This window comes from Streptosporangium sp. G11 (assembly GCF_051192615.1).
Classification (GTDB): Bacteria; Actinomycetota; Actinomycetes; order Streptosporangiales; family Streptosporangiaceae; genus Streptosporangium.
Genome location: NZ_JBPJUQ010000018.1, coordinates 26352 through 45607, shown reverse-complemented (window position 1 = coordinate 45607; position 19256 = coordinate 26352). Strand labels below are relative to the sequence as shown.

General features: G+C 72.4%; 15 protein-coding genes. 7 read left to right on the top strand and 8 right to left on the bottom strand.

Annotated elements, in window-relative coordinates; genetic code table 11:
• Positions 1-5: 5 nt before the first annotated feature.
• The 3 genes from ACSDR0_RS19090 to ACSDR0_RS19080 form a co-directional block, all read right to left on the bottom strand.
• Complete coding sequence (locus tag ACSDR0_RS19090) at positions 6-866, bottom strand: DUF4097 family beta strand repeat-containing protein (RefSeq protein WP_435290180.1); 861 nt, start codon at positions 864-866, stop codon at positions 6-8.
• 231 nt (positions 867-1097) lie between these two features.
• The gene (locus ACSDR0_RS19085) at positions 1098-1682 is read right to left on the bottom strand and encodes a hypothetical protein (RefSeq protein ID WP_435290179.1); all 585 of its coding nucleotides are present in this window, start codon (positions 1680-1682) and stop codon (positions 1098-1100) included.
• A 109-nt stretch (positions 1683-1791) separates the two neighbouring features.
• Positions 1792-1968 carry a hypothetical protein gene (locus ACSDR0_RS19080; RefSeq protein ID WP_435290178.1) on the bottom strand — a complete coding sequence of 59 codons (177 nt, stop codon included), beginning with the start codon at positions 1966-1968 and terminating at the stop codon, positions 1792-1794.
• 25 nt (positions 1969-1993) lie between these two features.
• Between ACSDR0_RS19080 and ACSDR0_RS19075 the strand changes: the two genes are divergently transcribed.
• Entirely contained in the window at positions 1994-2512 is a 519-nt protein-coding gene (locus tag ACSDR0_RS19075) for a CGNR zinc finger domain-containing protein (protein ID WP_435290177.1), read from the top strand.
• 153 nt (positions 2513-2665) lie between these two features.
• Here the strand turns inward: ACSDR0_RS19075 and ACSDR0_RS19070 are convergent, their stop codons facing one another.
• The 3 genes from ACSDR0_RS19070 to ACSDR0_RS19060 all read right to left on the bottom strand — a co-directional run bounded on the left by ACSDR0_RS19070 (position 2666) and on the right by ACSDR0_RS19060 (position 5537).
• Positions 2666-3106 carry an acyl-CoA thioesterase gene (locus ACSDR0_RS19070; protein ID WP_435290176.1) on the bottom strand — a complete coding sequence of 147 codons (441 nt, stop codon included), beginning with the start codon at positions 3104-3106 and terminating at the stop codon, positions 2666-2668.
• Position 3107: 1 nt separating this feature from the next.
• Positions 3108-3737, bottom strand: a complete 630-nt coding sequence (locus tag ACSDR0_RS19065) for a TetR/AcrR family transcriptional regulator (protein WP_435290175.1) — start codon at positions 3735-3737, stop codon at positions 3108-3110.
• A gap of 342 nt (positions 3738-4079) precedes the next feature.
• On the bottom strand, positions 4080-5537 hold the full coding sequence (locus ACSDR0_RS19060; protein ID WP_435290174.1) for an MFS transporter: 1458 nt from the start codon (positions 5535-5537) through the stop codon (positions 4080-4082).
• Positions 5538-5708: 171 nt separating this feature from the next.
• Here ACSDR0_RS19060 and ACSDR0_RS19055 point away from each other — a divergent pair, with 171 nt between their 5' ends.
• From ACSDR0_RS19055 to ACSDR0_RS19045, 3 genes are all read left to right on the top strand, one after another.
• A complete protein-coding gene (locus ACSDR0_RS19055; protein ID WP_435290173.1) occupies positions 5709-6446 on the top strand; it encodes a TetR/AcrR family transcriptional regulator in 738 nt (245 codons plus the stop codon).
• Between the two features lie 49 nt (positions 6447-6495).
• The gene (locus ACSDR0_RS19050; protein WP_435290172.1) at positions 6496-8019 is read left to right on the top strand and encodes an MFS transporter; all 1524 of its coding nucleotides are present in this window, start codon (positions 6496-6498) and stop codon (positions 8017-8019) included.
• A 244-nt stretch (positions 8020-8263) separates the two neighbouring features.
• Complete coding sequence (locus ACSDR0_RS19045) at positions 8264-9277, top strand: enolase C-terminal domain-like protein (RefSeq protein WP_435290171.1); 1014 nt, start codon at positions 8264-8266, stop codon at positions 9275-9277.
• A gap of 150 nt (positions 9278-9427) precedes the next feature.
• Here ACSDR0_RS19045 and ACSDR0_RS19040 read toward each other — a convergent pair whose 3' ends face one another.
• Positions 9428-10900 (bottom strand): LCP family protein, encoded by a 1473-nt coding sequence (locus ACSDR0_RS19040; protein WP_435290170.1) that lies wholly within the window; start codon positions 10898-10900, stop codon positions 9428-9430.
• Between the two features lie 435 nt (positions 10901-11335).
• On the opposite strand from ACSDR0_RS19040, the gene ACSDR0_RS19035 reads away from it, so the two are divergent.
• Complete coding sequence (locus tag ACSDR0_RS19035) at positions 11336-12274, top strand: alpha/beta hydrolase (RefSeq protein ID WP_435290169.1); 939 nt, start codon at positions 11336-11338, stop codon at positions 12272-12274.
• 148 nt (positions 12275-12422) lie between these two features.
• Here the strand turns inward: ACSDR0_RS19035 and ACSDR0_RS19030 are convergent, their stop codons facing one another.
• Positions 12423-13940, bottom strand: a complete 1518-nt coding sequence (locus tag ACSDR0_RS19030; RefSeq protein WP_435290168.1) for an alpha/beta hydrolase family protein — start codon at positions 13938-13940, stop codon at positions 12423-12425.
• Positions 13941-14082: 142 nt separating this feature from the next.
• On the opposite strand from ACSDR0_RS19030, the gene ACSDR0_RS19025 reads away from it, so the two are divergent.
• A complete protein-coding gene (locus tag ACSDR0_RS19025; protein WP_435290167.1) occupies positions 14083-15210 on the top strand; it encodes an exonuclease SbcCD subunit D in 1128 nt (375 codons plus the stop codon).
• Complete coding sequence (locus ACSDR0_RS19020) at positions 15211-19218, top strand: AAA family ATPase (RefSeq protein WP_435290166.1); 4008 nt, start codon at positions 15211-15213, stop codon at positions 19216-19218.
• Positions 19219-19256 lie beyond the last annotated feature (38 nt).

Genomic DNA, 19256 nt, shown 5'->3' with positions numbered 1-19256 from the left:
CGGGGTCAGCCGGTGGAGAGGGGCCGGGAACGACGGATCACGATGTCGCCGTACTCGGTGTGAGCGCGCACCTTGGCGGCCTCGTCGGACTGTTCGGGGCCCTCGCAGGCGTCCAGGGAGTTGCTGACGGTGCCGTACCGCGTCTGCACGTCCAGCCAGGCGGCGGTGCCCTCACGGATGCCGACCTCCAGCTCGCCGCTCGCGGTCTCGAGCGCGACCGAGCCGCGCACCACCTCGCCGATCCGGACGCTGCCGTGCGCGGACTTGGCACCGATGGAGGCCAGGGCGCGGTCGACGGTGATGTCTCCGTACGCCGTGTTCAGCCGCAGGTCACCGGTCGCCTCGCCGAGGGCGATGTCGCCGTTGGTGGTCCTGATCACCGCCGTTCCGTAGATCTCGCCGATCCGGATCCCGCCGTCCGCGGTGGTGACGTCGGTGTGCCCGACCGAGCGGGCCACCGTGACGTCGCCCGAGGCGGTGGTCAGCTGCAGCTTGTCGGTCTGGTCGAGCCAGATGTCGCCCGCGGCGGTGGTGAACTTGGACTCGCCGAGGCGGCCCTCGCAGCGGAGGTCCGCCGACGTGTTCGCGTCGACGCGGGAGTCCGTCGGCAGGTCGAGCGTCACCTCGACCGAGCCGTCCCTGTCCAGCCACGAACGGGTCTTGTCGCCGGGGGCCTTCACCAGCAGCCTGCCTCCGGAGTACTCGACCCGGATCTGCTCGGCGGCCCGTACGTCGGCGTCGTTGAGCTTGTCGCTGGGACGTATCTCGACGACCGTGTCGGTGCGGTCGCTCGCGGTGATCCGGACGTTGCCGGTCGCGATGACGATGGTGGCGGAGATCGGCTCAGGGGTGTCGAAAGTTGGCATGGCGGTGCCCTCCTGACGGGGTTGGCGGGTGTCCCGGCAGCCGGGACGGGTGACGAGATGGATGACTGGACGAGTGGCGGGCGGGTGGCGGGCGGGTGACGGGCGCTGGTGCGGCCGGGTGTCGCCGATGCTGTGACCGGGAACCTTCACCGGGTTTCCGAGACGGTCCCGGCGTGGGCCGTCGCCGGGGCGGCACGCCGCCGGATCCGGTGAACGTACGCGGTCACGGCGCTAGCGCACCCAGCCGGTGTAGCGCCGCCCGGGTTCCGGCTCCGCGGGCCGGTCGGAGCGGCGGCCCCCACCGCCGGGTTCGAGCGCGGCGGAGACGGCGCGGACGAGCCAGGCGTTGACCGAGAGCCCCTCTCGCCCCGCCGCCTCCTCGATCCGGGGCTTGAGGTGCTCGGGGACACGGAGCGAGATCCGCGACGTACCGCCCTCGTCGGCCTCCGGTGCCGTGGGGGGAGCGGGCGGGACGGGAGGCGCCGGGGGAACCGGCGGGGTGGGCGGTGCCGAGGGAGGGGGCGGCATGGTCTCGTGATGGTTCCCGGACCCGTTCCCGCGCGACCGGCCGGCCATGGGCGGCGTCACGACGAAGCCGGGATCGCGCCCGCGCAGGCGTACGTCGACCGAACCCGGCGCGAGGTCGCGGGTGATCTCAGCGGCGGCGTCGGACAGCGCCCCCAACAGGACGAGCCGGGTGGCCGATTCGAGCGGTGCGGTGAGGCGCTCGGCGAGCGCGCGGGCGTCCTCGCCCCCGGTCGCGGCGGCGACCACGAGCGCGCGGCGGAGATGGTCGACGTACGGTTCCAAGTCCATGACGCCACTATGACGTCATAGTGGCGTCATTGCAAGCCCTGGGCGACTGAATGTGACGTCACTCCTGTCCGTGTCATCCGCGTCACCCGCGCCACCCGAATCACCAAAGTCATCCGAGGCCGGAGCCGATCACCTGCCCGGCCAGGAGGACCAGCCATCGGCCGCACGCGCACCGCGCGTAGCGGACGACCCCCTCCGAGCTGTAGTGGGCGGACGACGGGGCGGACGCCGGTCGTCCGCACGAGGGGCATTCCGGCTGCTGTCTGGCTGAAATCTCACCGATCATGCCTACAGCGTGGTGTCATTGTTCAATGCACTTCAACCCTTACGGAGGGATGGCCGCCGAGCTCGCCGCTGCCCTGGTGAACGCGGACCCCGGCGCGTCGCCCGCGGTGATCACGGAGATCCTGCGAGCGCACGACTACCGGCCCTTCCAGACGCTGGAGGCCGACCAGGCGGCTGAGCTGCTGCGATGGGCCCATCGGCTCCGCCCGATCTTCGTCGGAGCCGACCTGGACCGGCGGGTCGAGGTGATCAACGAGCTGCTGGCCGCCACCGCGAGCCAGCCCCACGTCTCCCGCCATGACGGTCGCGCCCCCCACCTGCACTTCTCCCGCGAACGGGCCCCCGTCGTCGACCGCCTCAAGGCTTACACCGCCACCGGGATCGCCCACGTGATCTGCCAGGACCACACCCGGCTGGGGGTGTGCGACCGCTCCGGCTGCGGTGTGGTCTTCGTCGACACCTCCCGCAACGGCAGGCGGCGGTTCTGCGCCGTTCGCTGCGCCAACCGGGTGTACGTCGCCGACCACCGGAGCCGCCACGCTTAGCGGTGTGATTGTCACGGGTGGCGTCACGCGCGGTCGAGGCCCGCTGCCCGTCGCACGCGCGGGTTCAGGTCGGTCGGTGCCATGACGGACGGTGGCGAAAAGGTGTGACCGACGGATGAGAACGAGTTCCCGGCGGGCCGGTCCGCGGTGCGGTCAGGGCGTGACGGCCAGCAGCTGTTCGAGGGAGTCGCGCAGGGGCTCGCTCATCGGGCTCGGGCGGAGCGTGGCGGGGTCGAGCCTGATCTGGACCCGGCGGCCCTCGGCGTGCACGACGGTGTGGTCGGCCGACAGCACGCGGAAGCCGTACACCACGCTGGTGGTGCCGATGCGGTCCAGCCAGAAGTGCACCGCGGCCTCGCCCACGGTGTTGATCGGCACGTGGTACGTGATGGAGAACTCGCGCACCACGAAGAAGATCTCGGCGAAGTGTGGCTGGGCGGGATCGAAGGGCCAGCCCCGCTCGGCCCAGTAGCCGGACAGGGCCCGTTCGAGAAGCAGGACATAGCGGGCGTTGTGGACGACGCCCATCGCGTCGAGGTCGTCGAAGTGGATCTGGACGGGCTGGATGTGCCCGCTCTGCAGGGTGGTCGTCACGTCATGCCTCCGGGAGGACGCCGGGATCGGTCGAGAGGAAGCGAAGCTGTTCGAGGACGGCCGTGCGGGCGAACCGGTAGCTCTGCTCGCGTTTGAGCAGGTGGGTGTGGACGACCACGACCGAGCCGATCGCCTCGATCTCGAAGGCGAGCCGGGCGGGGTCGGTGCCGGGCCGCAGGTCGCCCAGCTCGACGGCCAGCTCGCCGAGCCGGGTCAGCAGGTTCATCCAGCTGTCGATGGCGTCGGCGATGGCGTCGTGGACCGGGCCGGGACGGTCGTCGAACTCGCCGTCGACGGCACGGAAGAAGCAGCCGCCGGGCAACCGCCCCGACCGGTAGAAGTCGAGGCGGTGCTCGTGCAGGGCCCACAGCCTGCGCACCCCGCGGGGCGCGCGCAGGGCGGGAGCGATGATGTGCTCGGTCCACTGCCGCCGGGCGTGCTCCACGATCGCCAGTTGAAGCGCTTGTTTATCAGGCCAATGAGTGAAAAGTCCGGACTTGCTGACGCCGAGTGTCGCGGTCAGCCGGCTGAGCGACAGGCCGTCGAGCCCCTCGACCGAGGCGAGCTTGACGGAGGCGTCGAGCACAGCCTGGCGAGTGCGCTCCCCCCGCTGGAGCCGTCCGTCGATCATGTCTGGAACTCTAGCAAACAATATGAACGATCGGTCGTTAATATTTTTCTCGCCCGATCCGCCTTCCTCGTACGACCTGGTTTCCGTGTGAGCCAGAGGCCCGGCGGCCCCGAATAACGCGAATAACGCGAATAACGCGAATAACGCGAATAACGCGAATAACGCGAATAACGCGAATAACGCGAATAACGCGAATAACGCGAATAACGCGAATAACGCGAATAACGCGAACGACGCGAACGACGCGAACGACGCGAACGACGCGAACGACGCGAACGACGCGAACGACGCGAACGACGCGAACGGGCGGACCGCCGTGGGCCGCCCGTTCGCCGGTGGGTGTCAGTGCGCGACCTCCTGTTCGGCCCGCGCCCGGCGGGGGAGCAGGAAGGCGGTCACGAAGGTGACGGCGAGCAGGCCCACCTCGACCCAGATCGTCAGCAGCATCGCGTCCTGAAGGCTCCGGCCCTGCTTGACCAGGCCGAAGAAGAGCGTCCCGATCGCCGCCGCGCCCAGGGCGCCGCCGAGCTGCTGGACGGCGGTGAGGGTGCCGGAAGCCGAGCCGGACTCGTGGGGCTCCACCCCGGCCAGCACGATGTCGAAGAACGGCGCCATGATCAGGCTCATCCCGGCACCGGTGAGCAGCAGGGCGGGAGTGAGCTGCCAGGGGGTGACGCTCATGCCCGCGACGCTGAAGGTGAGGGCGACTCCGATGACGCCCCCGGCCATCGCGACCGCGCCGATGTGGATCAGCCTGCGGCCCACCTTCCTGGCCAGTCCCGAGGCGTTGACGAGAACGAAGCCGACCAGGGTGCCGACGGCGTTCGGCAGGCCCGCGAGACCTGCCTTCAGCGGGTCGTAGCCCAGGGCGATCTGGATGTAGAGCCCGAACACCAGGGAGAAGCCGACCATCCCGGAGAAGAAGACGAGACCGGTGAGCAGGCCGCCGGTGAAGGAGCGCTTGCGAAACAGGCTCATCACCACCAGCGGATCGCCGCCCGCGCGCTCCTTGCGGGACTGGTGCGCGCAGAAGAGCGCGAAGACCGGGACGGAGGCGGCCATCAGGGCGAAGGTCCACGCGGGCCAGTCGAGGTCGCGGCCCTGGACCAGGGGGAAGATCAGCAGGAACGAGGCGGCCGAGATGAGCCCGGTGCCGGTCAGGTCCAGGCGTGAGGCGTGCGAGGTCTTCGACGCGGGCAGGTAGCGGAGCGCGCCGAGGAGGGCGATCAGGCCGATCGGCAGGTTGATCAGGAAGATCATGCGCCATCCGGTGCCGAAGAAGTCGCCGTCGACGAGCCAGCCCGCGAGGACGGGCCCCGCCACCGTGGCCAGCGCCATGACCGGGCCGAACGCGCCGAACGCGGCGGCCAGCTCCCTGGGCGGGAAGACCTCCTTGATGATGCCGAGGCCCTGCGGCACCATCACCGCGCCGGCCAGGCCCTGCAGCACCCGTGCGCCGATCAGCATCTCGGGGGAGGTGGCCAGGCCGCACAGCAGCGAGAACAGGGTGAAGCCGAAGGCGCCGACCACGAACATGCGCCTGCGCCCGTAGATGTCGCCGAGGCGGCCCCCGGTGACGAGGCCGATGGCCATCGCCAGGGTGTATCCGGCGCTGAGCCACTGGATCATGCTCGACGAGCCGCCCAGCTCCTTCTGGATGGACGGTGCCGCGATGACCGTGATCATGGCGTCCAGCAGGTCCATCGTCTCGGCGGCGAGGACCACGAAGAGGGCGACCCAGCGCCATCGGTAGGGCTCCGCGCCGGTGTGTGAGGGGCCGGTGTCGACCGTGTGTGTCACGGGGGCTCCGATCGGGGAGGTTCGATGACTGGGGAACACTGTTCGTTTGATGCGAACACCGTTTTATATACGAACTGCGTTTGTGTCAAGTACACAGTTCGTAATGACGAACAGTGTTTGTAGCAAGTACAGTGTTCGCTACCCTGGTTCGCCGCGGTATAGGATCGACGCGTGACCGAGATCCCTGTCCCGCCGTGGCGCAAGACCCGCAAGGTGAGCGCTCCGCGCACCGTCCTGAGCAGGGATCTCATCGTCACCACCGGGTTGCGTCTCCTCGACGCCGAAGGGCTGGACGCGCTGAGCATGCGCCGCGTCGCCCAGGAGCTCGGCACCGGTCCCGCCTCGCTCTACGCCCACGTGGAGAACAAGGAGGATCTGCTCGACCTGATGTACGACAGGGTCATGGCCGAGATCCACGTGCCCGTGCCCGAGCCCGAGCGCTGGCTGGAGCAGCTCAGGGAGCTGGTCCTCGACGCCTTCCGGGTCTTCGGCTCCCACGCCGACATCGCCAGGGTCGGCCTGGCCACCATCCCGACCGGGCCCAACGCGCTGCGGATCGCCGAGGGGCAGCTCGCCATCATGCTCGCGGGCGGAGTGCCGCCCAAGGTGGCCGCCCTGATGATCGACCGCCTCAGCCTGTACGTCTGCTCGGACGCCTACGAGAACTCTCTCTACATCAACCGGCAGCGCGAGAGCGGGATGGATCCGGAGAGCTTCATGAGTGACTTCTTCGGCCAGATCGGCAAGTTCTACCGGAGCCTGCCCGTCGACCGCTTCCCCAACATCGTCGCCCAGGTCGACAACCTGATGGACGGCGACGGGAAGGACCGGTTCGAGTTCGGGCTCGACCTGCTCCTGCGGGCCCTGGCCTCCCACGTCCAGGACAGCGGTCCTACGACCAAGGGCTGATACAGGGGTCCGATGCGAGCCGCCGCGCATCGGCCGTACCGTCAACCTCATGACTACCGTGACGACCGGCGAGCCTCCCGCCGGGATCTTCGCCCGGCGCCACCGTGCCCTGACGGTCGGGATGGTGGCCCTCATCTCTCTGGCCGCCTTCGAGTACCTCGCGGTGGCCACCGCCATGCCGGTCGTGGCCGACGAGCTGGACGGTCACGCGCTGTACGGGCTGGCGTTCAGCGGGGCGCTGGCGGCCGGGGTGATCGCGACGGTGCTGGGCGGGTGGTGGGGCGATCTCAGGGGGCCGGTCGCGCCGCTCTGGACCGGGGTGGCGATCTTCGCCGCCGGGCTGGTCGTCGCTGGGGTGGCGCCGACGATGGACGTGTTCGTCGCGGGCCGGTTCGTCCAGGGTTTCGGTGCGGGCGTCCTGCAGGTCTCGATGTACGTGCTGGTCTCGCGGTCCTACCCGGCGGAGCTTCACCCCCGGGTGTTCTCGATCTTCGCGACCGCCTGGGTGGTGCCCTCCATGGTGGGGCCCGCGATCACCGGCGTCGTGGTGGAGAACGCGGGCTGGCGCTGGGTCTTCACGGGCGTGACGGTGATCCTCCTGCCGGCGGCGCTGCTGCTCTGGCGCGGTCTGGCCTCCGCGCCGATGACGGAGCCGGTGGCGAAACCGGTGACGGAGCCCGAAGCGCGGGCGGTGCCGGTGCCGGGGGCGGAGGCGGGGCCGGGGGTGGTGTCCGGGCCGGTGAGGGAGCCGGTGCTGGAATCGGTACCGGAATCGGCGCCAGGGGGGATGCCGGAGCGGCCGTCCGGTATCCGTTCCCCGATCGCGCGACGGCTGGGCTGGGCGCTGCTCGTCGCGGCCGGAGCGGCGCTCATGCAGTACGGCGCCTCGGCACTGACGCGGTCAGGCGGCACGGTGCCCGGCACCGGGTTCGTCCTGCTCGCCGCCGGTCTGGTCACGCTGGCCGCGGCACTGCCCCGGCTGCTCCCCGCGGGAACCCTGCGCGCGGCCCGCGGCCTGCCCTCGGTGGTCTCCCTGCGGGGCCTCGCGGCGGGCGCGGCCATCGGCGGTGAGGCCTTCCTGCCGCTGATGCTCAACGAGGAGCGCGGCCTTTCGCTGACCATGGCCGGGCTCACCCTGACCGGTGGCGCGCTGAGCTGGTCGTTCGGCTCGTGGGTGGTGGGGCGCCGGCGGTTCGACCGGGTCCTGGTGCTGCGTTCCGGCTCGGTGCTGATCGCCGTGGGCCTCGCGCTGATGGGCCTGGCCGTCTTCGCCGCCGTCCCGGTCGCCACCGCCTTTCTCGGAGAGATCGCCCTGGGGCTCGGCATGGGCATCGTGTACCCGACGCTGTCGGTCCTCATCCTGGAGCTGTCGCCCCCGGGTGAGGAGGGGGCGAACAGCGCGTCACTCGGTGTCGCCGAGTCGGTCTACACGGTCGTCGCGGTGGCGGTCGCCGGAGCGCTCCTGGCGGCCCTGGGCGCCTCCGTCGCCGTCTACGTGCTCTGCTTCGGGCTGGCGGCGCTGATGGCGGCCACCGGAGCCCTGGTCGCCGGCCGCGTCTTCCTCAGAACCTGAGCTCTCCCCGCCCCTCCAAGCCGGCCCGGCCGAAGGTGCCGGAGACGCCGGACCGAATTCCCCCTCCGCGCCGGAGGCATTCACGGGTCACCGTGGCACCATGGGAAGAACGCCGTTCTTCGCGGTGTTGAGGGGGGAGTCCCGCCTCCGGGCGGGATTCGCGTTTCCAGAGCCCGGATCCTCCGAGCCTGGAAAGTCGTCGGAGCCCGGGGTTCTCCGGGCTTCGAGAGGTCGAGGGGGGTCCATGCCGCGCGTCCGTGAGCTTCAGGTGTTCCGGCTGGTCCTGCCGTACGGCAGGAGGCCGGAGAGCATCCTCGTCCGGCTCACCGACTACGGCGGCATGACCGGGTGGGGCGAGGTCGTCGACGCCGACCCCAAGACCTGGGTCGCGCTGGAGGAGGGGCTCGGGCAGGCGCTGATCGGCGTCGACTGGGAGCACCCCGACGAGCTGGGATCCGTCCCCGGCGGGTCCGCCGCCGACATGGCCTGCTGGGACCTGTGGACGAAGATGCGCGGGGTGCCACTGGCCCACGCGCTCGGCGGCACCCGCACCTCCCTCATGGCCACCGTCAGGATCGGCGCCGACCGCAACCTGGAGAGCCTGGTCGCGAGGGTGAACCGGCACGTCTGCGCCGGGTACGCCCACGTCACCATGGACGTCCACCCCGGCTGGGACATCGAGCCGCTGCGCGCCGTCCGCCAGGCGTACCCCGCGCTGGGCATCGGTGTGGACGCCCGCGGCGCCTACACCGACGTCGACGCCCTTGAGGCGCTGGACGCCTACACGCTCTCCGTCATCGAACGCCCCTTCAGCGGTCTCGCGGATCTCGGTAACCACGCCGACCTGCAGGAGCGCGTCGCCGCCCCGGTGCTGCTCGAGGTCTCCTCGGCCGCCGAGCTGGACGAGGCGGTCGCCGCGAGGGCGGGCCGGGCACTGCTGCTGCGGCCCGCGACCCTGGGCTCGCTGCGCGAGGTGCGGCGGGTGCACGACCGCGCGGTGCGCGCCGGATGGGAGATCGCCTGCGCCGGGGGCAAGGGCACCGGGCTGGCCCGCGCGGCCACCGTCGCCGCGGCCAGCCTGCCCGGCTGCGGCCTGCCCTGCGACGTGGCCGAGCCGCCGCGCAGCGCGCAGATCGTCGATCCGCCGGTCGGCGCCTCGGGCGGGGTCGTGGCCGTGCCGCTCACCCAGGCGGGCCTCGGCCACCGCATCGACGAGGACCGGGTCCGCCGCCTGGCCAAGGAGTCGTACTCGGCCTGACCACCGCTCAGCCGTCGCGGGCCGCTCGGGCTTCGCGGCCACTCGGGCCGCGGCCGTTCAGCCGGCGCGGTCTGTTCGGAAAGCCGGTCCGGCCGCTCGGCCGCGCCTCGGCCCGCCCGCCGCCTCGCGAGGGCGGAGGCCGGCCGCCGCTCAGCCGCAGCCGTCGGTGATGCCCTTGGGAGAGGTCGGGTCCGGCTTCGCCGTGGTGCTCGCCCCGGGGCGGGGGGTACGGGTGGCCGTGGCCTTCGGGGTGGCGGTGGGGGCCGCGGTGGCGGTGAGGGGGCGCCGGGTGAGGGCCGAGGAGCGCAGCGCCTTGGCGGTGACCGTGCGGATCTTGGTCCAGTCGGGGTAGCCGGTGTTGATGAGCGGCGGGACGAACTGGACGCTGGTCACCTTCGCGTTCTTGACCTTCACCGCCAGCGGGACCAGGTGTTCCAGCATCGGGCGCGGGATGTCGGTCCGCAGCAGTTCCTTGGTGGCCAGCGCGACCTGGTTGAACCGGGACAGCACGGTCGCCGGGTCCGACTGGGTGAGCAGGGCGCCCAGCACGCAGCGCTGGCGTCCCATCCGGGTGTAGTCGTCGCTGTTGGTGCGCGAGCGGGCGAACCACATCGCGTCGGCGCCGCGCAGCTTGCGGGTTCCCGCCTTGACCAGGCCCTCGTTGTACTTGCCGAAGACCACGTCCTGGGGGACCGTCAGCATCACGCCCCCGATCGCGTCGATCAGCCGGGCGAAGCCCCACATGTTGACCAGGGCGTACCAGTCGATCTTCAGGCCCAGCGTGTAGCCGACCGTGTCGATGAGCGTCTTGGTGCCCTGGTTCTTACGGCCCCCGAAGATCTCCGGGTGCGAGTCGGCGTACTCCCAAACCGCGAAGAGCAGGTCCTCGCGCGAGCCGTCGGGGTTGGCCGGGAGCCGGAATCCGTCGGGGAAGCGTTTCGCCATGGGGGAGCCGGGGACGAAACGGACGTTCTCCAGGTTGCGCGGCAGGCTCAGCAGCACGGTGTTGCCGGACTTGACGTCCACGCTGGCCACGTTGATGCTGTCGGTCCGCACGCCCACCCGGTGGGTGTCGGCGTCGCCGCCGAGCAGCAGGATGTTCACCCGGTTGCGGCCCGCCCACGGGTCCTCCTCGCCGCCGCCCCCGCCGTTCGCGGGACGCGGTGTGGAGGGGGCGCTGAAGACGTCGTCCAGTGCCGACTGCGAGACCGCCGCGTACTGCCCGACCAGGCCGAACGGCAGGAGTACGGCCACCGCGAGCGTTCCCGCCACGCCTCCGGCGATCGCCTGTCCCATGCCGGGCAGCGTGCCGGGGTTCATCACCACGAACGAGTGCACGATCAGGGCGAACCAGGCGGCGCCGAGCACGAGGGAGGCCACCACCGTGACGCCGGTCAACCCGGAGGAGGCGGCCAGCTGCCCGGCGAGCCCGGCGAAGTCGTCGAGGTCGGAGGTGAGCCCGACCCAGAGCAGGGCCAGCAGCAGCGCCGTGTACACGCACAGGATCGCCAGCCCCGTCCTGCGCCATCCGGCGCGCAGGTGCGCGGCGCCCGGGACGATGGCGGCCAGTGCCGTCCAGCCGATGACCGCACCGACGCCGGGCGGCTTTGATCTGTCCCGCAACTGCTCCCCGTTTCCTCGCGCTTGACCGCCGCAGGGAGATGGTAGAGGGGCAAAACCAGGTCGCGGGCGACAAGTCGGTGAACAACTCGGGAAGCTAATGCTCCTATATCGCGTCATTTCTACTGCAATAACTTTTGATCATGGTTTTCTCCGGGGTCGAATCGCGGCGCCGCCCCGGTAATCCTCGATCACCCGCACCGGCCTGGCATGATCGGCAGGCGTCACGGCCTTCCTGGAGAAACGCCCGGCCTCTTTTCCGGGGAGGTCCAGGTGGGGCGTGGCGGAACGCCCGGCCCTCTCTCCGGGAGGTTCCGACGCGGCCCGTGAACACCCGGCTTCTCTCCGCGAGGTTCCGACGCGGCCCGTGAACACCCGGTCTCTTCCCCGGGAGGTCCCGATGCGGCCGGACGATCCGCACGAACTACCCTGACCGTTATGCCCGACGTTCTCGGTCCCGACTACGAGCTCACGGTCCTGCCGATGGCCGATGACGACGAGGGCGCGGTGGTGGCGTCGCTGGTGCGGCGGCGGGCCGCCGAGCCCGCCCGCGGAGCCGTGCTCTACGTGCACGGCTTCACCGACTACTTCTTCCAGACCCACCTGGCCGACCACTTCGTCTCCAGGGGCTTCGACTTCTACGGCCTCGACCTGCGCAAGTACGGCCGCTCGCTGCTGCCGCACCAGACCCGCGGATTCGTGCGCAGCGTCACCGAGTACTTCCCGGAGCTCGACGAGGCGATACGGATCATCCGCGAACGGGACGGGCACGATCACGTCGTCCTCAACGCCCACTCCACCGGAGGCCTGATCGCCCCGCTCTGGGCCGACCGGGTCCGCGGCCGGGGCCTGGTCCAGGCGCTGGTGCTCAACAGCCCCTTCCTCGACCTCAACGTCCCCGCTCCAGTGCGGATCGCCGCCGATCTGCTGCGCGGGCGGCTGTCCAGGCTGCCCGCCCGCGCCGTCCTGCCCATGGTGGCCGCCACCGCGTACGGCGCCAGCCTGCACCGCAGCCACCACGGCGAGTGGGACTTCGACCTGGAGTGGAAGCCCATCGGCGGGTTCCCGGTGCACGCGGCCTGGCTGGGGGCGATCCGCCGGGCGCAGCGCAGGCTGCACGACGGCCTCCGGGTGGACGTGCCGGTGCTGGTGCTCTGCGCGGAGAGGGGCCTGCGGCTGCGCGACTTCGTCCCCGAGGCCCGGGAGGCGGACGTCGTGCTCGACCCTCGGCGGATCGCCCGCTGGTCGACCAGCATCGGCTCGCACGTGACGTGCGTCCGGGTGCCGGGCGGCATGCACGACCTGGTGCTGTCACCCGAGCCGGTCCGCAGGCGCGTCTTCGCCGAGATGGACCGCTGGCTCGACGGCCGCCCCTGACGGCCGCCTCCGCCCCCCGCCTCCCTCGATCCCTTCGCCCCCTCGACCGCCGTGACCTGCCAGGGGGCGCCGGTCACGAGGGAGAGCGGGCAAGGAGCGTCGAGGCCTACCAGTCGAGGCCTACCAGTCGAGGCCTACCGGTCGAGGCCTACCAGGGGAACGAGAACAGGCCGTAGTAGGCGGCGGCCACCAGCAGCAGGCCGGTGCCGCCCAGCACCCCGGCGATCGCGAAGCTCTGCGGGCGCGAGGGCTGCCAGTCCTCGCGCAGCCCCGACACGACGGCCGCCACGCCCGTGACCTCCTGCAGCAGCATCAGCAGCGCCAGGATCCTGATGACCAGCCACCCGGCGAGCACCGCGGGCCACGCCCCGGCCTGGTTGACCGAGAACAGCACGAGCAGCGTGATGAACGCCACCACCGAGACGAGCAGGCCGACCCCGGTCCACGCCATCCGGCGGAACCTCCGCCGGATCGGTGGCCAGACCAGGGCGTTGGCCTCCGCGGACGCCGCCCGGCCGCGCAGTCGCGCGGCCATCTCCGCCACCGGCCCGACCACGTAGCCGACCACGGCCAGGCAGAGCGTCAGGCCGATCACCGTACCCCCGGCGTACCAGGGGGCGGCGGGAACGTCGCTCGCCTCCAGGCGCTGGACCGGCGTGGCACCGGCGATGTGCACCGGCGGCCTGGCCGTGCCCGGCAGGCCCAGCACCCAGTTGGCCAGCGTCCGCAGGTAGTCGGGGACGAGGGGACCGCCGTGGAAGCGCATACCGTGGTCGGCGCGGTCGAGGTAGCGGATCGTGTAGTCGCCGTTGCGGCCCTCGGCGAGCGCGCCGGTCAGCGCCTTGCTGCTCTCCACGAACGGGATCGAGGGATCACGCGTGCCGTACAGGGCCAGGACCGGCTGCCGCATCTCGCGCAGCGCGGGCAGGCCGTCGTAGCGCAGGAAGTCCGCGTCGAAGGCGCCGATCGCGCGGATGAGCAGCTCGCGCACCCCGCTGGGCGCGTACAGCCGCTGGAGCTGCTCGCCCAGCGCCCACGTCACCTGTCTCATGGGGGAGACGTTGGGAGCCGACACCAGCACGGTGAACCCGACGGCGCCGCTCTCGTTGGCGGCGAGGGGCACCACCCAGCTTCCCTCGCTCACCCCCCAGAGGCCGACCCTGGCGGGATCGACGTCCTCACGCGAGTGCAGCTCCTTCAGGACGCGCAGGGCGTCACGGGCGAGGAGGCCGAAGTCGCGCTTGAGGAAGTCGTAGCCCACGGTCCGCTTGTCGTAGACGAGGGTGACGATCCCGGCCCTGGCCAGCCACTCGGCCTGGGTGGTGAACTCGCCCCTGATCCCGGGGCCCGCCCCCTGCACGAAGACCAGCGCCGGGTGCCGCCCCGGGGCCACCGGCGCGCGGATCGTCGCCCCCAGCGGCGTGCCGTCCTCGGCGGTGACGGTGATGTCCTGCGTGGTGATCTGCCTGTTCGCGGCGACCGGCCGGACCTCGGACGGCGGCTGGGGGGGAAGGGTCTGGAAGACCGGATCGACGTGCAGAGGGGTCGGGTCGAACGGCGGTGGCAGGGTGTATCCCACCATCGCGAGAACCACCAGGATCAGACCGGAGGCGACGCTCAGGACACCGCGGCCCACCTGGACACTGACGCGATCCCCGATGGTCACTCGCCTCCGTGATCGTCGTTGCTCCGGTATCGTTCCCCCTGATCTTCAAGCGTACTCACCACCGGAAGCCCCGGACAGAGCGGGGGATCCGCGTGACGCGAGTGGCCACATTTGTCGCTGAGTCCTGTTAGCTTCGTGCGACATGCGGGTGCTGCACACATCGGACTGGCACCTGGGCCGCTCGTTTCACCGGGAGAGTCTCCTGGCCGCCCAGGGCGTCTTCGTCGACCACCTGATCGAGACGGTCAGGTCGGAGCGGATCGACGTGGTCGCGGTCTCCGGTGACGTCTACGACCGGGCGCTTCCCTCGGTCGACGCGGTCGACCTGTGCAACCAGGCGCTGCGCCGGCTGGTCGACGCCCGCGTGCGCACCGTGCTGATCAGCGGCAACCACGACTCGGCCAGGCGCCTCGGCTTCGGCGCCGACCTCATCGACGCGGCGGGCGTCCACCTGCGCACCGACCCGGGACGGGTCGGCGAGCCGGTCGTCGTCGGTGACGTCGCCTTCTACGGCATCCCCTATCTGGAGCCGGAGCTGGTACGCGTCCCCTGGGAGCTGTCCGAGCGCACCCACACCGCCGCGATCGAGCACGCCATGTCCCTGGTCCGCGCCGACCTCGAGCGGCGCGGGCCCCGGTCGGTGGTCCTCGCGCACGCGTTCGTGACCGGGGGGCGGGGCAGCGACAGCGAGCGCGACATCAGCGTGGGAGGCGTCGCGCACGTCCCGGTGCGCGCCTTCGACGGCGTCGACTACGTGGCGCTCGGCCACCTGCACGGCCGCCAGCGGATGAGCGAGATCGCCCGCTACTCGGGCTCCCCGATCGCCTACTCCTTCTCCGAGACCGGCCAGACGAAGGGCTCCTGGGTGGTCGACATCGGCCCCGGCGGATACGAGGGCGCCGAGTTCGTCGAGGCCCCGGTGCCCCGGCCGGTCAGCCGCCTCACCGGCCGCATCGACGAGCTGCTGGCCTCGCCGGAGCACGCCCGCCACGAGGAGCACTGGCTCCAGGTGACGCTCGTCGACCGGATCCGGCCCAAGGGCGCGATGGAGCGGCTCAGGTCCCGCTTCCCGCACACGCTCGCCCTGTCCTTCGAACCCGAGGGCGGGGCCCACGACACCGTGACCCGCGCCAGGGCGGCCGGGCGTCCCGAGATCGACGTCGCCCTCGACTTCGTCCGCGAGGTGCGCGGCGAGGCCGCCGACCCCGACGAGACCCGGCTGCTGCGGGAGGCCGTGGAGTTCTCCCGCATGAAGGAGGCGAAGGCGTAGATGCGCCCGCACCGTCTGTGGATCACCGCGTTCGGTTCCTTCCCCGGTGAGGAGCAGGTCGACTTCGACGCCCTCACCGAGGCAGGGCTGTTCCTGATCCACGGCCCCACCGGCGCGGGCAAGACCACCGTGCTCGACGCGCTCTGCTACGCCCTGTACGGCAGGGTGCCCGGCAGGCGCGACAGCGCCAAGAGCCTGCGCTGCGACCACGCGCCCCCCGGCCGGGGGCCCAGCGTGGCACTGGAGGTCACGGTCAGGGGCCGCCGCCTGAAGATCACCCGGTCACCGGCCTGGCAGCGTCCCAAGCTCAGGGGCACCGGCACGACCAGGGAGAACGAGAAGGCCCTGCTCCAGGAGCTCGCGCCCTCCGGGGAGTGGGTGGGGCTGACGACCAGGGTCGACGAGGCCGGGGAGTTCGTCGGCACCCTCCTCGGCATGAACGCCGAGCAGTTCCTCCAGGTCGCGATGCTGCCCCAGGGAGACTTCGCCAAGTTCCTGCGCGCCGACGGTGAGGATCGCCGCAGGGTCCTGGAGCGCCTGTTCTCGGTGAAGATCTACGCCACCGCCGAGTCCTGGCTCGCCGAGCAGCGCACCGAGGCGTACCGCGAGCAGCAGACCCTCCGCACGGAGGTCGACTTCGCCGTCAAGCGACTGGAGGAGGCCGCAGGGCCCGTCCTCCTGGCCGCGCTTGCCGATCTCCCCGAGCCGGGGGTCTCCGTGGAGGACGACCCGCTGGGGTGGGCCCACGCGCTTGAGGACCTCGCGCGCCTGGAGGCCGCGAGGCTGGGCGGGCAGGGAGCCGAGGGCGAGGCCGTCGTACGGCGGGCGCGCGAGAGCCTGGAGCGCGGCGCCGCGCTGGCCGACCGGCGACGGCGCCACGCCGAGGCGCTGACCAGGAGCCGGGCACTGGAGGAGACGGCCGAGGAGCGGGCGGACCTGGAGACCATCCTGGAGGAGGCGGCCGCCGCCGACCGGGTGCTGCCACTGATCCAGGGCGTCGAGCAGCGTGCCGAGGCCGCGTCCAAGGCCCACCGCCTGGCCGCCGACGCCGTCGCCCGCGCCCTCCCTCTTCTCGGTGCCCCCCTCGACCGGTGGGACGCCGTCCGCGACCACACCGGCACCGGCGGAGACACCGCCCGCCGCGCCGGAGGTACGGGGGACGCGGGCTACGGCGACGATGCCCGTTACCGGGCGGACGACGACGCCCACGACCGCGCGGACGACGACGCCCGTGACGCCACGGAGGTCGGCGCCGACCGCCGTCACGCCGTGCTCGGCCACCTGGCCGCGCTGGAACGCGACCGCCAGAGTGAGATCACCCGCCTGGGCGAGCTGCGCGCGGAGGAGTCACGCCTGGCCGGAATCGTCGGGGAGCGGGAGAGGGCCGCTCGCGAGATCGTCGAGCTGGCCGCCGCGCAGGCCGAGGCCGACGCCCGCCTGGAGGTCCTCCCGGGTCTCCGCCGGGAGCTGGACGAACGCCTCACCGCCGCCCGCCTGGACGCCGCCCGCGTCCCCGCCACCGAGTCGGCGGTGGAGGGCGCCGCCACCCGCCTCCGGGCGGCCGAGCACCGCGACCGCCTCGCCGCCGACCTGGCCGCCGCCCGCGCCGACCTCGCCACCAGGCTGGCCGCCTTCCCCCCGGAGGTTCGTGAGGCCCTTGACCCCGGTGAGACCTTCGACCTCGGTGAGACCCTCGACTCCGGTGAGGCCCTCGACCCCGGCGAGGTCCGCGAGGTCCTCAGCGCCGAGGAGAGGGAGTGCGAGCGAGAGCTGGCCGGCCTGGAGGGGCTGCGGGTCGAGGAGATCCGGCTGGCCGAGCTCGACGGGCTGATCGCCGCGCTCGACGCCGAGCTCCCGGAGACGGCCCGGCAGGAGGCCGAGGTCCTTCGGATCCTGGCGGGACTGCCCGCCGCGTCGGCGGAGGCGTCCGCCCGGCTGGGCGAGGCCAGGGCCGCCGCGGCGGGGATTCCCACGGCGCGGGCGAGCACCGAGACCGCCGCCGCGGTGCTCGCCGCGGCACGGCGCCGCGAGATACTCCGCGTCGATCTGGAGTCCGCGCGCGCCGCGCAGACCGAGGCCACCGACCTCGCCCAGACGCTCCGTGACCGGCACCTGGACATCCGGCAGTCCAGGATCGACGGCATGGCCGCCGAACTCGCCGCCAAGCTCGCCCCCGGCCGCCCCTGCGCGGTCTGCGGCTCACCCGACCACCCCGCCCCCGCCGCACCGGCCGACCAGGCGCCCACCGCCGACGACGAGCGCGCCGCCCAGGGCGCCTACGAGGCGGCCATGGAACGGCGTCAGGCGGCGGGAACCACCGTCACGACGCTGGCCTCCCGTCTCGACGAGGCCCTCGCCGTCGCGGGAGACGTCACCGGGGAGGAGGCGGGGGAGATCCTCGCCGAGGCGGGCCGGAGGCTGGAGGCGCTGACCTCCGTCGCGACCGCCGAGGAGACCCTCGCCGCCGAGGTGGAGCGGATCGCCGCCGAGCTGGACGGCGCGAGGACCCGGGCCGCGGAGATCGCCCGGCGGCTCGCCGAGGGCCACGCCCGCCGTACGGGCTGGCAGGCCGAGCGCGAGCGCCTCACCGCCCGCCTGGACGGCGCGCGGGGCACCGACCCCACGGTGCGGGCCCGCCGCGAGCGCCTGACGCGGGAGGCCGCGCACCTGTCCACCGCGCTCGCCGCCGCGACCCGCGCCATCGAGGTCGCCGCGGCCCACCGCGAGGCGAGCGACAGGACGGACCTGGCCGTACGGGACGCCGCGGACGAACTCGCCGAGGCGGAGCGGGCGCTGGCCGCGCTCCGCGAGTCGGCGGGGGCCGAACCGGCGCTGGCGGCCGAGGCCGGGCGGATCGCCGCCGAGTCCGAGCGGCTCGGGGAGCGCTCGCGCGAGCTCGCCGTCGGGCTGGCCTCCCGCCGTACGAACGTCGAAAGGCTCGGCGCGGAGGCCGAGCGGCTGGCCGGGCGCATCGACGAGGCGCGAGGTCAGGACCCGACGCTGGCCGCGAGGCTGGAGCGGCTGGCCGACGAGGCGGAGCTGCTGCGCGAGGCCGTCGAGGCGGTCAGGGACGAGCGGGTCACCGCCGCCGAGCTCGTGACGGCCCGCGACCGGGCGCTGGGCGCCGTCGTCGAGGCGGGTTTCCTCGGGCTCGACGACGCCCGCGCGGCCGTCCGCTCTCCCGCCGAGCGGGAGGAGAAGGCCGCCCGGCTCCGCGAGCTCGCCCAGGAGGGCGCCGCGGTCGCCGCGATGCTCGCCGACCCCGAGCTGGTCGCCGCCGCGGCCGAGCCGGAACCCGACCTCGCGGGGCTGCGCGACGCGCGGGACGCGGCCGACGCCGCGCACGCCCGCCTGCTGTCGGAGCGGGACCGGGGCGAGGCCCGACTGGCCCGGCTGGCCGCGCTCCGCGTCGAGCTGGACGCCTGCCGGCGACGCTGGCTGCCCGCCGACGAGCGGCATCGCCTGACCGAACGGCTCGCCACCCTGACCGGCGGAAACTCCACCGACAACCGGTGGAAGATGCGGCTGTCGTCCTACGTGCTCGGCGAGCGCCTCAGCCAGGTGGTCGAGTCGGCCAACGAGCGGCTCGACCACATGTCGGGCGGACGTTATCTCCTGGAGCACAACCGTGACCGCTCCGCCGGAGACCGGAGCAGGTCCGGCGGCGGGCTCGGCCTGCACATCCTGGACAGCTGGACCGGCGTGGGCCGCGACCCGGCGACCCTCTCCGGCGGCGAGAGCTTCATCACCTCGCTGGCCCTCGCCCTCGGGCTGGCCGACGTGGTCAGCGCCGAGGCCGGGGGAGTCGACCTCGGCACGCTCTTCGTCGACGAGGGCTTCGGCACCCTGGACGAGGACACCCTCGACGGGGTGCTCGACATCCTCGACGGCCTACGCGACGGCGGCCGGGCGGTCGGCATCGTCAGCCACGTCGCCGAGCTGCGCACCCGGGTGCCCGCGCAGCTGCACATCCGCAAGGAGCGCCGGGGGTCGACCGTCCGGCAGTGACCCGCCCGCCGTCGATGCGTATCAAGCTGGAGAAACCG

What these genes read in the sequence shown, in the direction of transcription:
- ACSDR0_RS19075 (WP_435290177.1), top strand. Translation starts at nt 1,994, where the DNA reads ATGCACTTCAACCCTTACGGAGGGATGGCCGCCGAGCTCGCCGCTGCC.
- ACSDR0_RS19020 (WP_435290166.1), top strand. Translation starts at nt 15,211, where the DNA reads ATGCGCCCGCACCGTCTGTGGATCACCGCGTTCGGTTCCTTCCCCGGT.
- ACSDR0_RS19085 (WP_435290179.1), bottom strand. Translation starts at nt 1,682, where the DNA reads ATGGACTTGGAACCGTACGTCGACCATCTCCGCCGCGCGCTCGTGGTC.
- ACSDR0_RS19035 (WP_435290169.1), top strand. Translation starts at nt 11,336, where the DNA reads ATGCCCGACGTTCTCGGTCCCGACTACGAGCTCACGGTCCTGCCGATG.
- ACSDR0_RS19045 (WP_435290171.1), top strand. Translation starts at nt 8,264, where the DNA reads ATGCCGCGCGTCCGTGAGCTTCAGGTGTTCCGGCTGGTCCTGCCGTAC.
- ACSDR0_RS19080 (WP_435290178.1), bottom strand. Translation starts at nt 1,968, where the DNA reads ATGATCGGTGAGATTTCAGCCAGACAGCAGCCGGAATGCCCCTCGTGC.
- ACSDR0_RS19090 (WP_435290180.1), bottom strand. Translation starts at nt 866, where the DNA reads ATGCCAACTTTCGACACCCCTGAGCCGATCTCCGCCACCATCGTCATC.
- ACSDR0_RS19050 (WP_435290172.1), top strand. Translation starts at nt 6,496, where the DNA reads ATGACTACCGTGACGACCGGCGAGCCTCCCGCCGGGATCTTCGCCCGG.
- ACSDR0_RS19025 (WP_435290167.1), top strand. Translation starts at nt 14,083, where the DNA reads ATGCGGGTGCTGCACACATCGGACTGGCACCTGGGCCGCTCGTTTCAC.
- ACSDR0_RS19065 (WP_435290175.1), bottom strand. Translation starts at nt 3,737, where the DNA reads ATGATCGACGGACGGCTCCAGCGGGGGGAGCGCACTCGCCAGGCTGTG.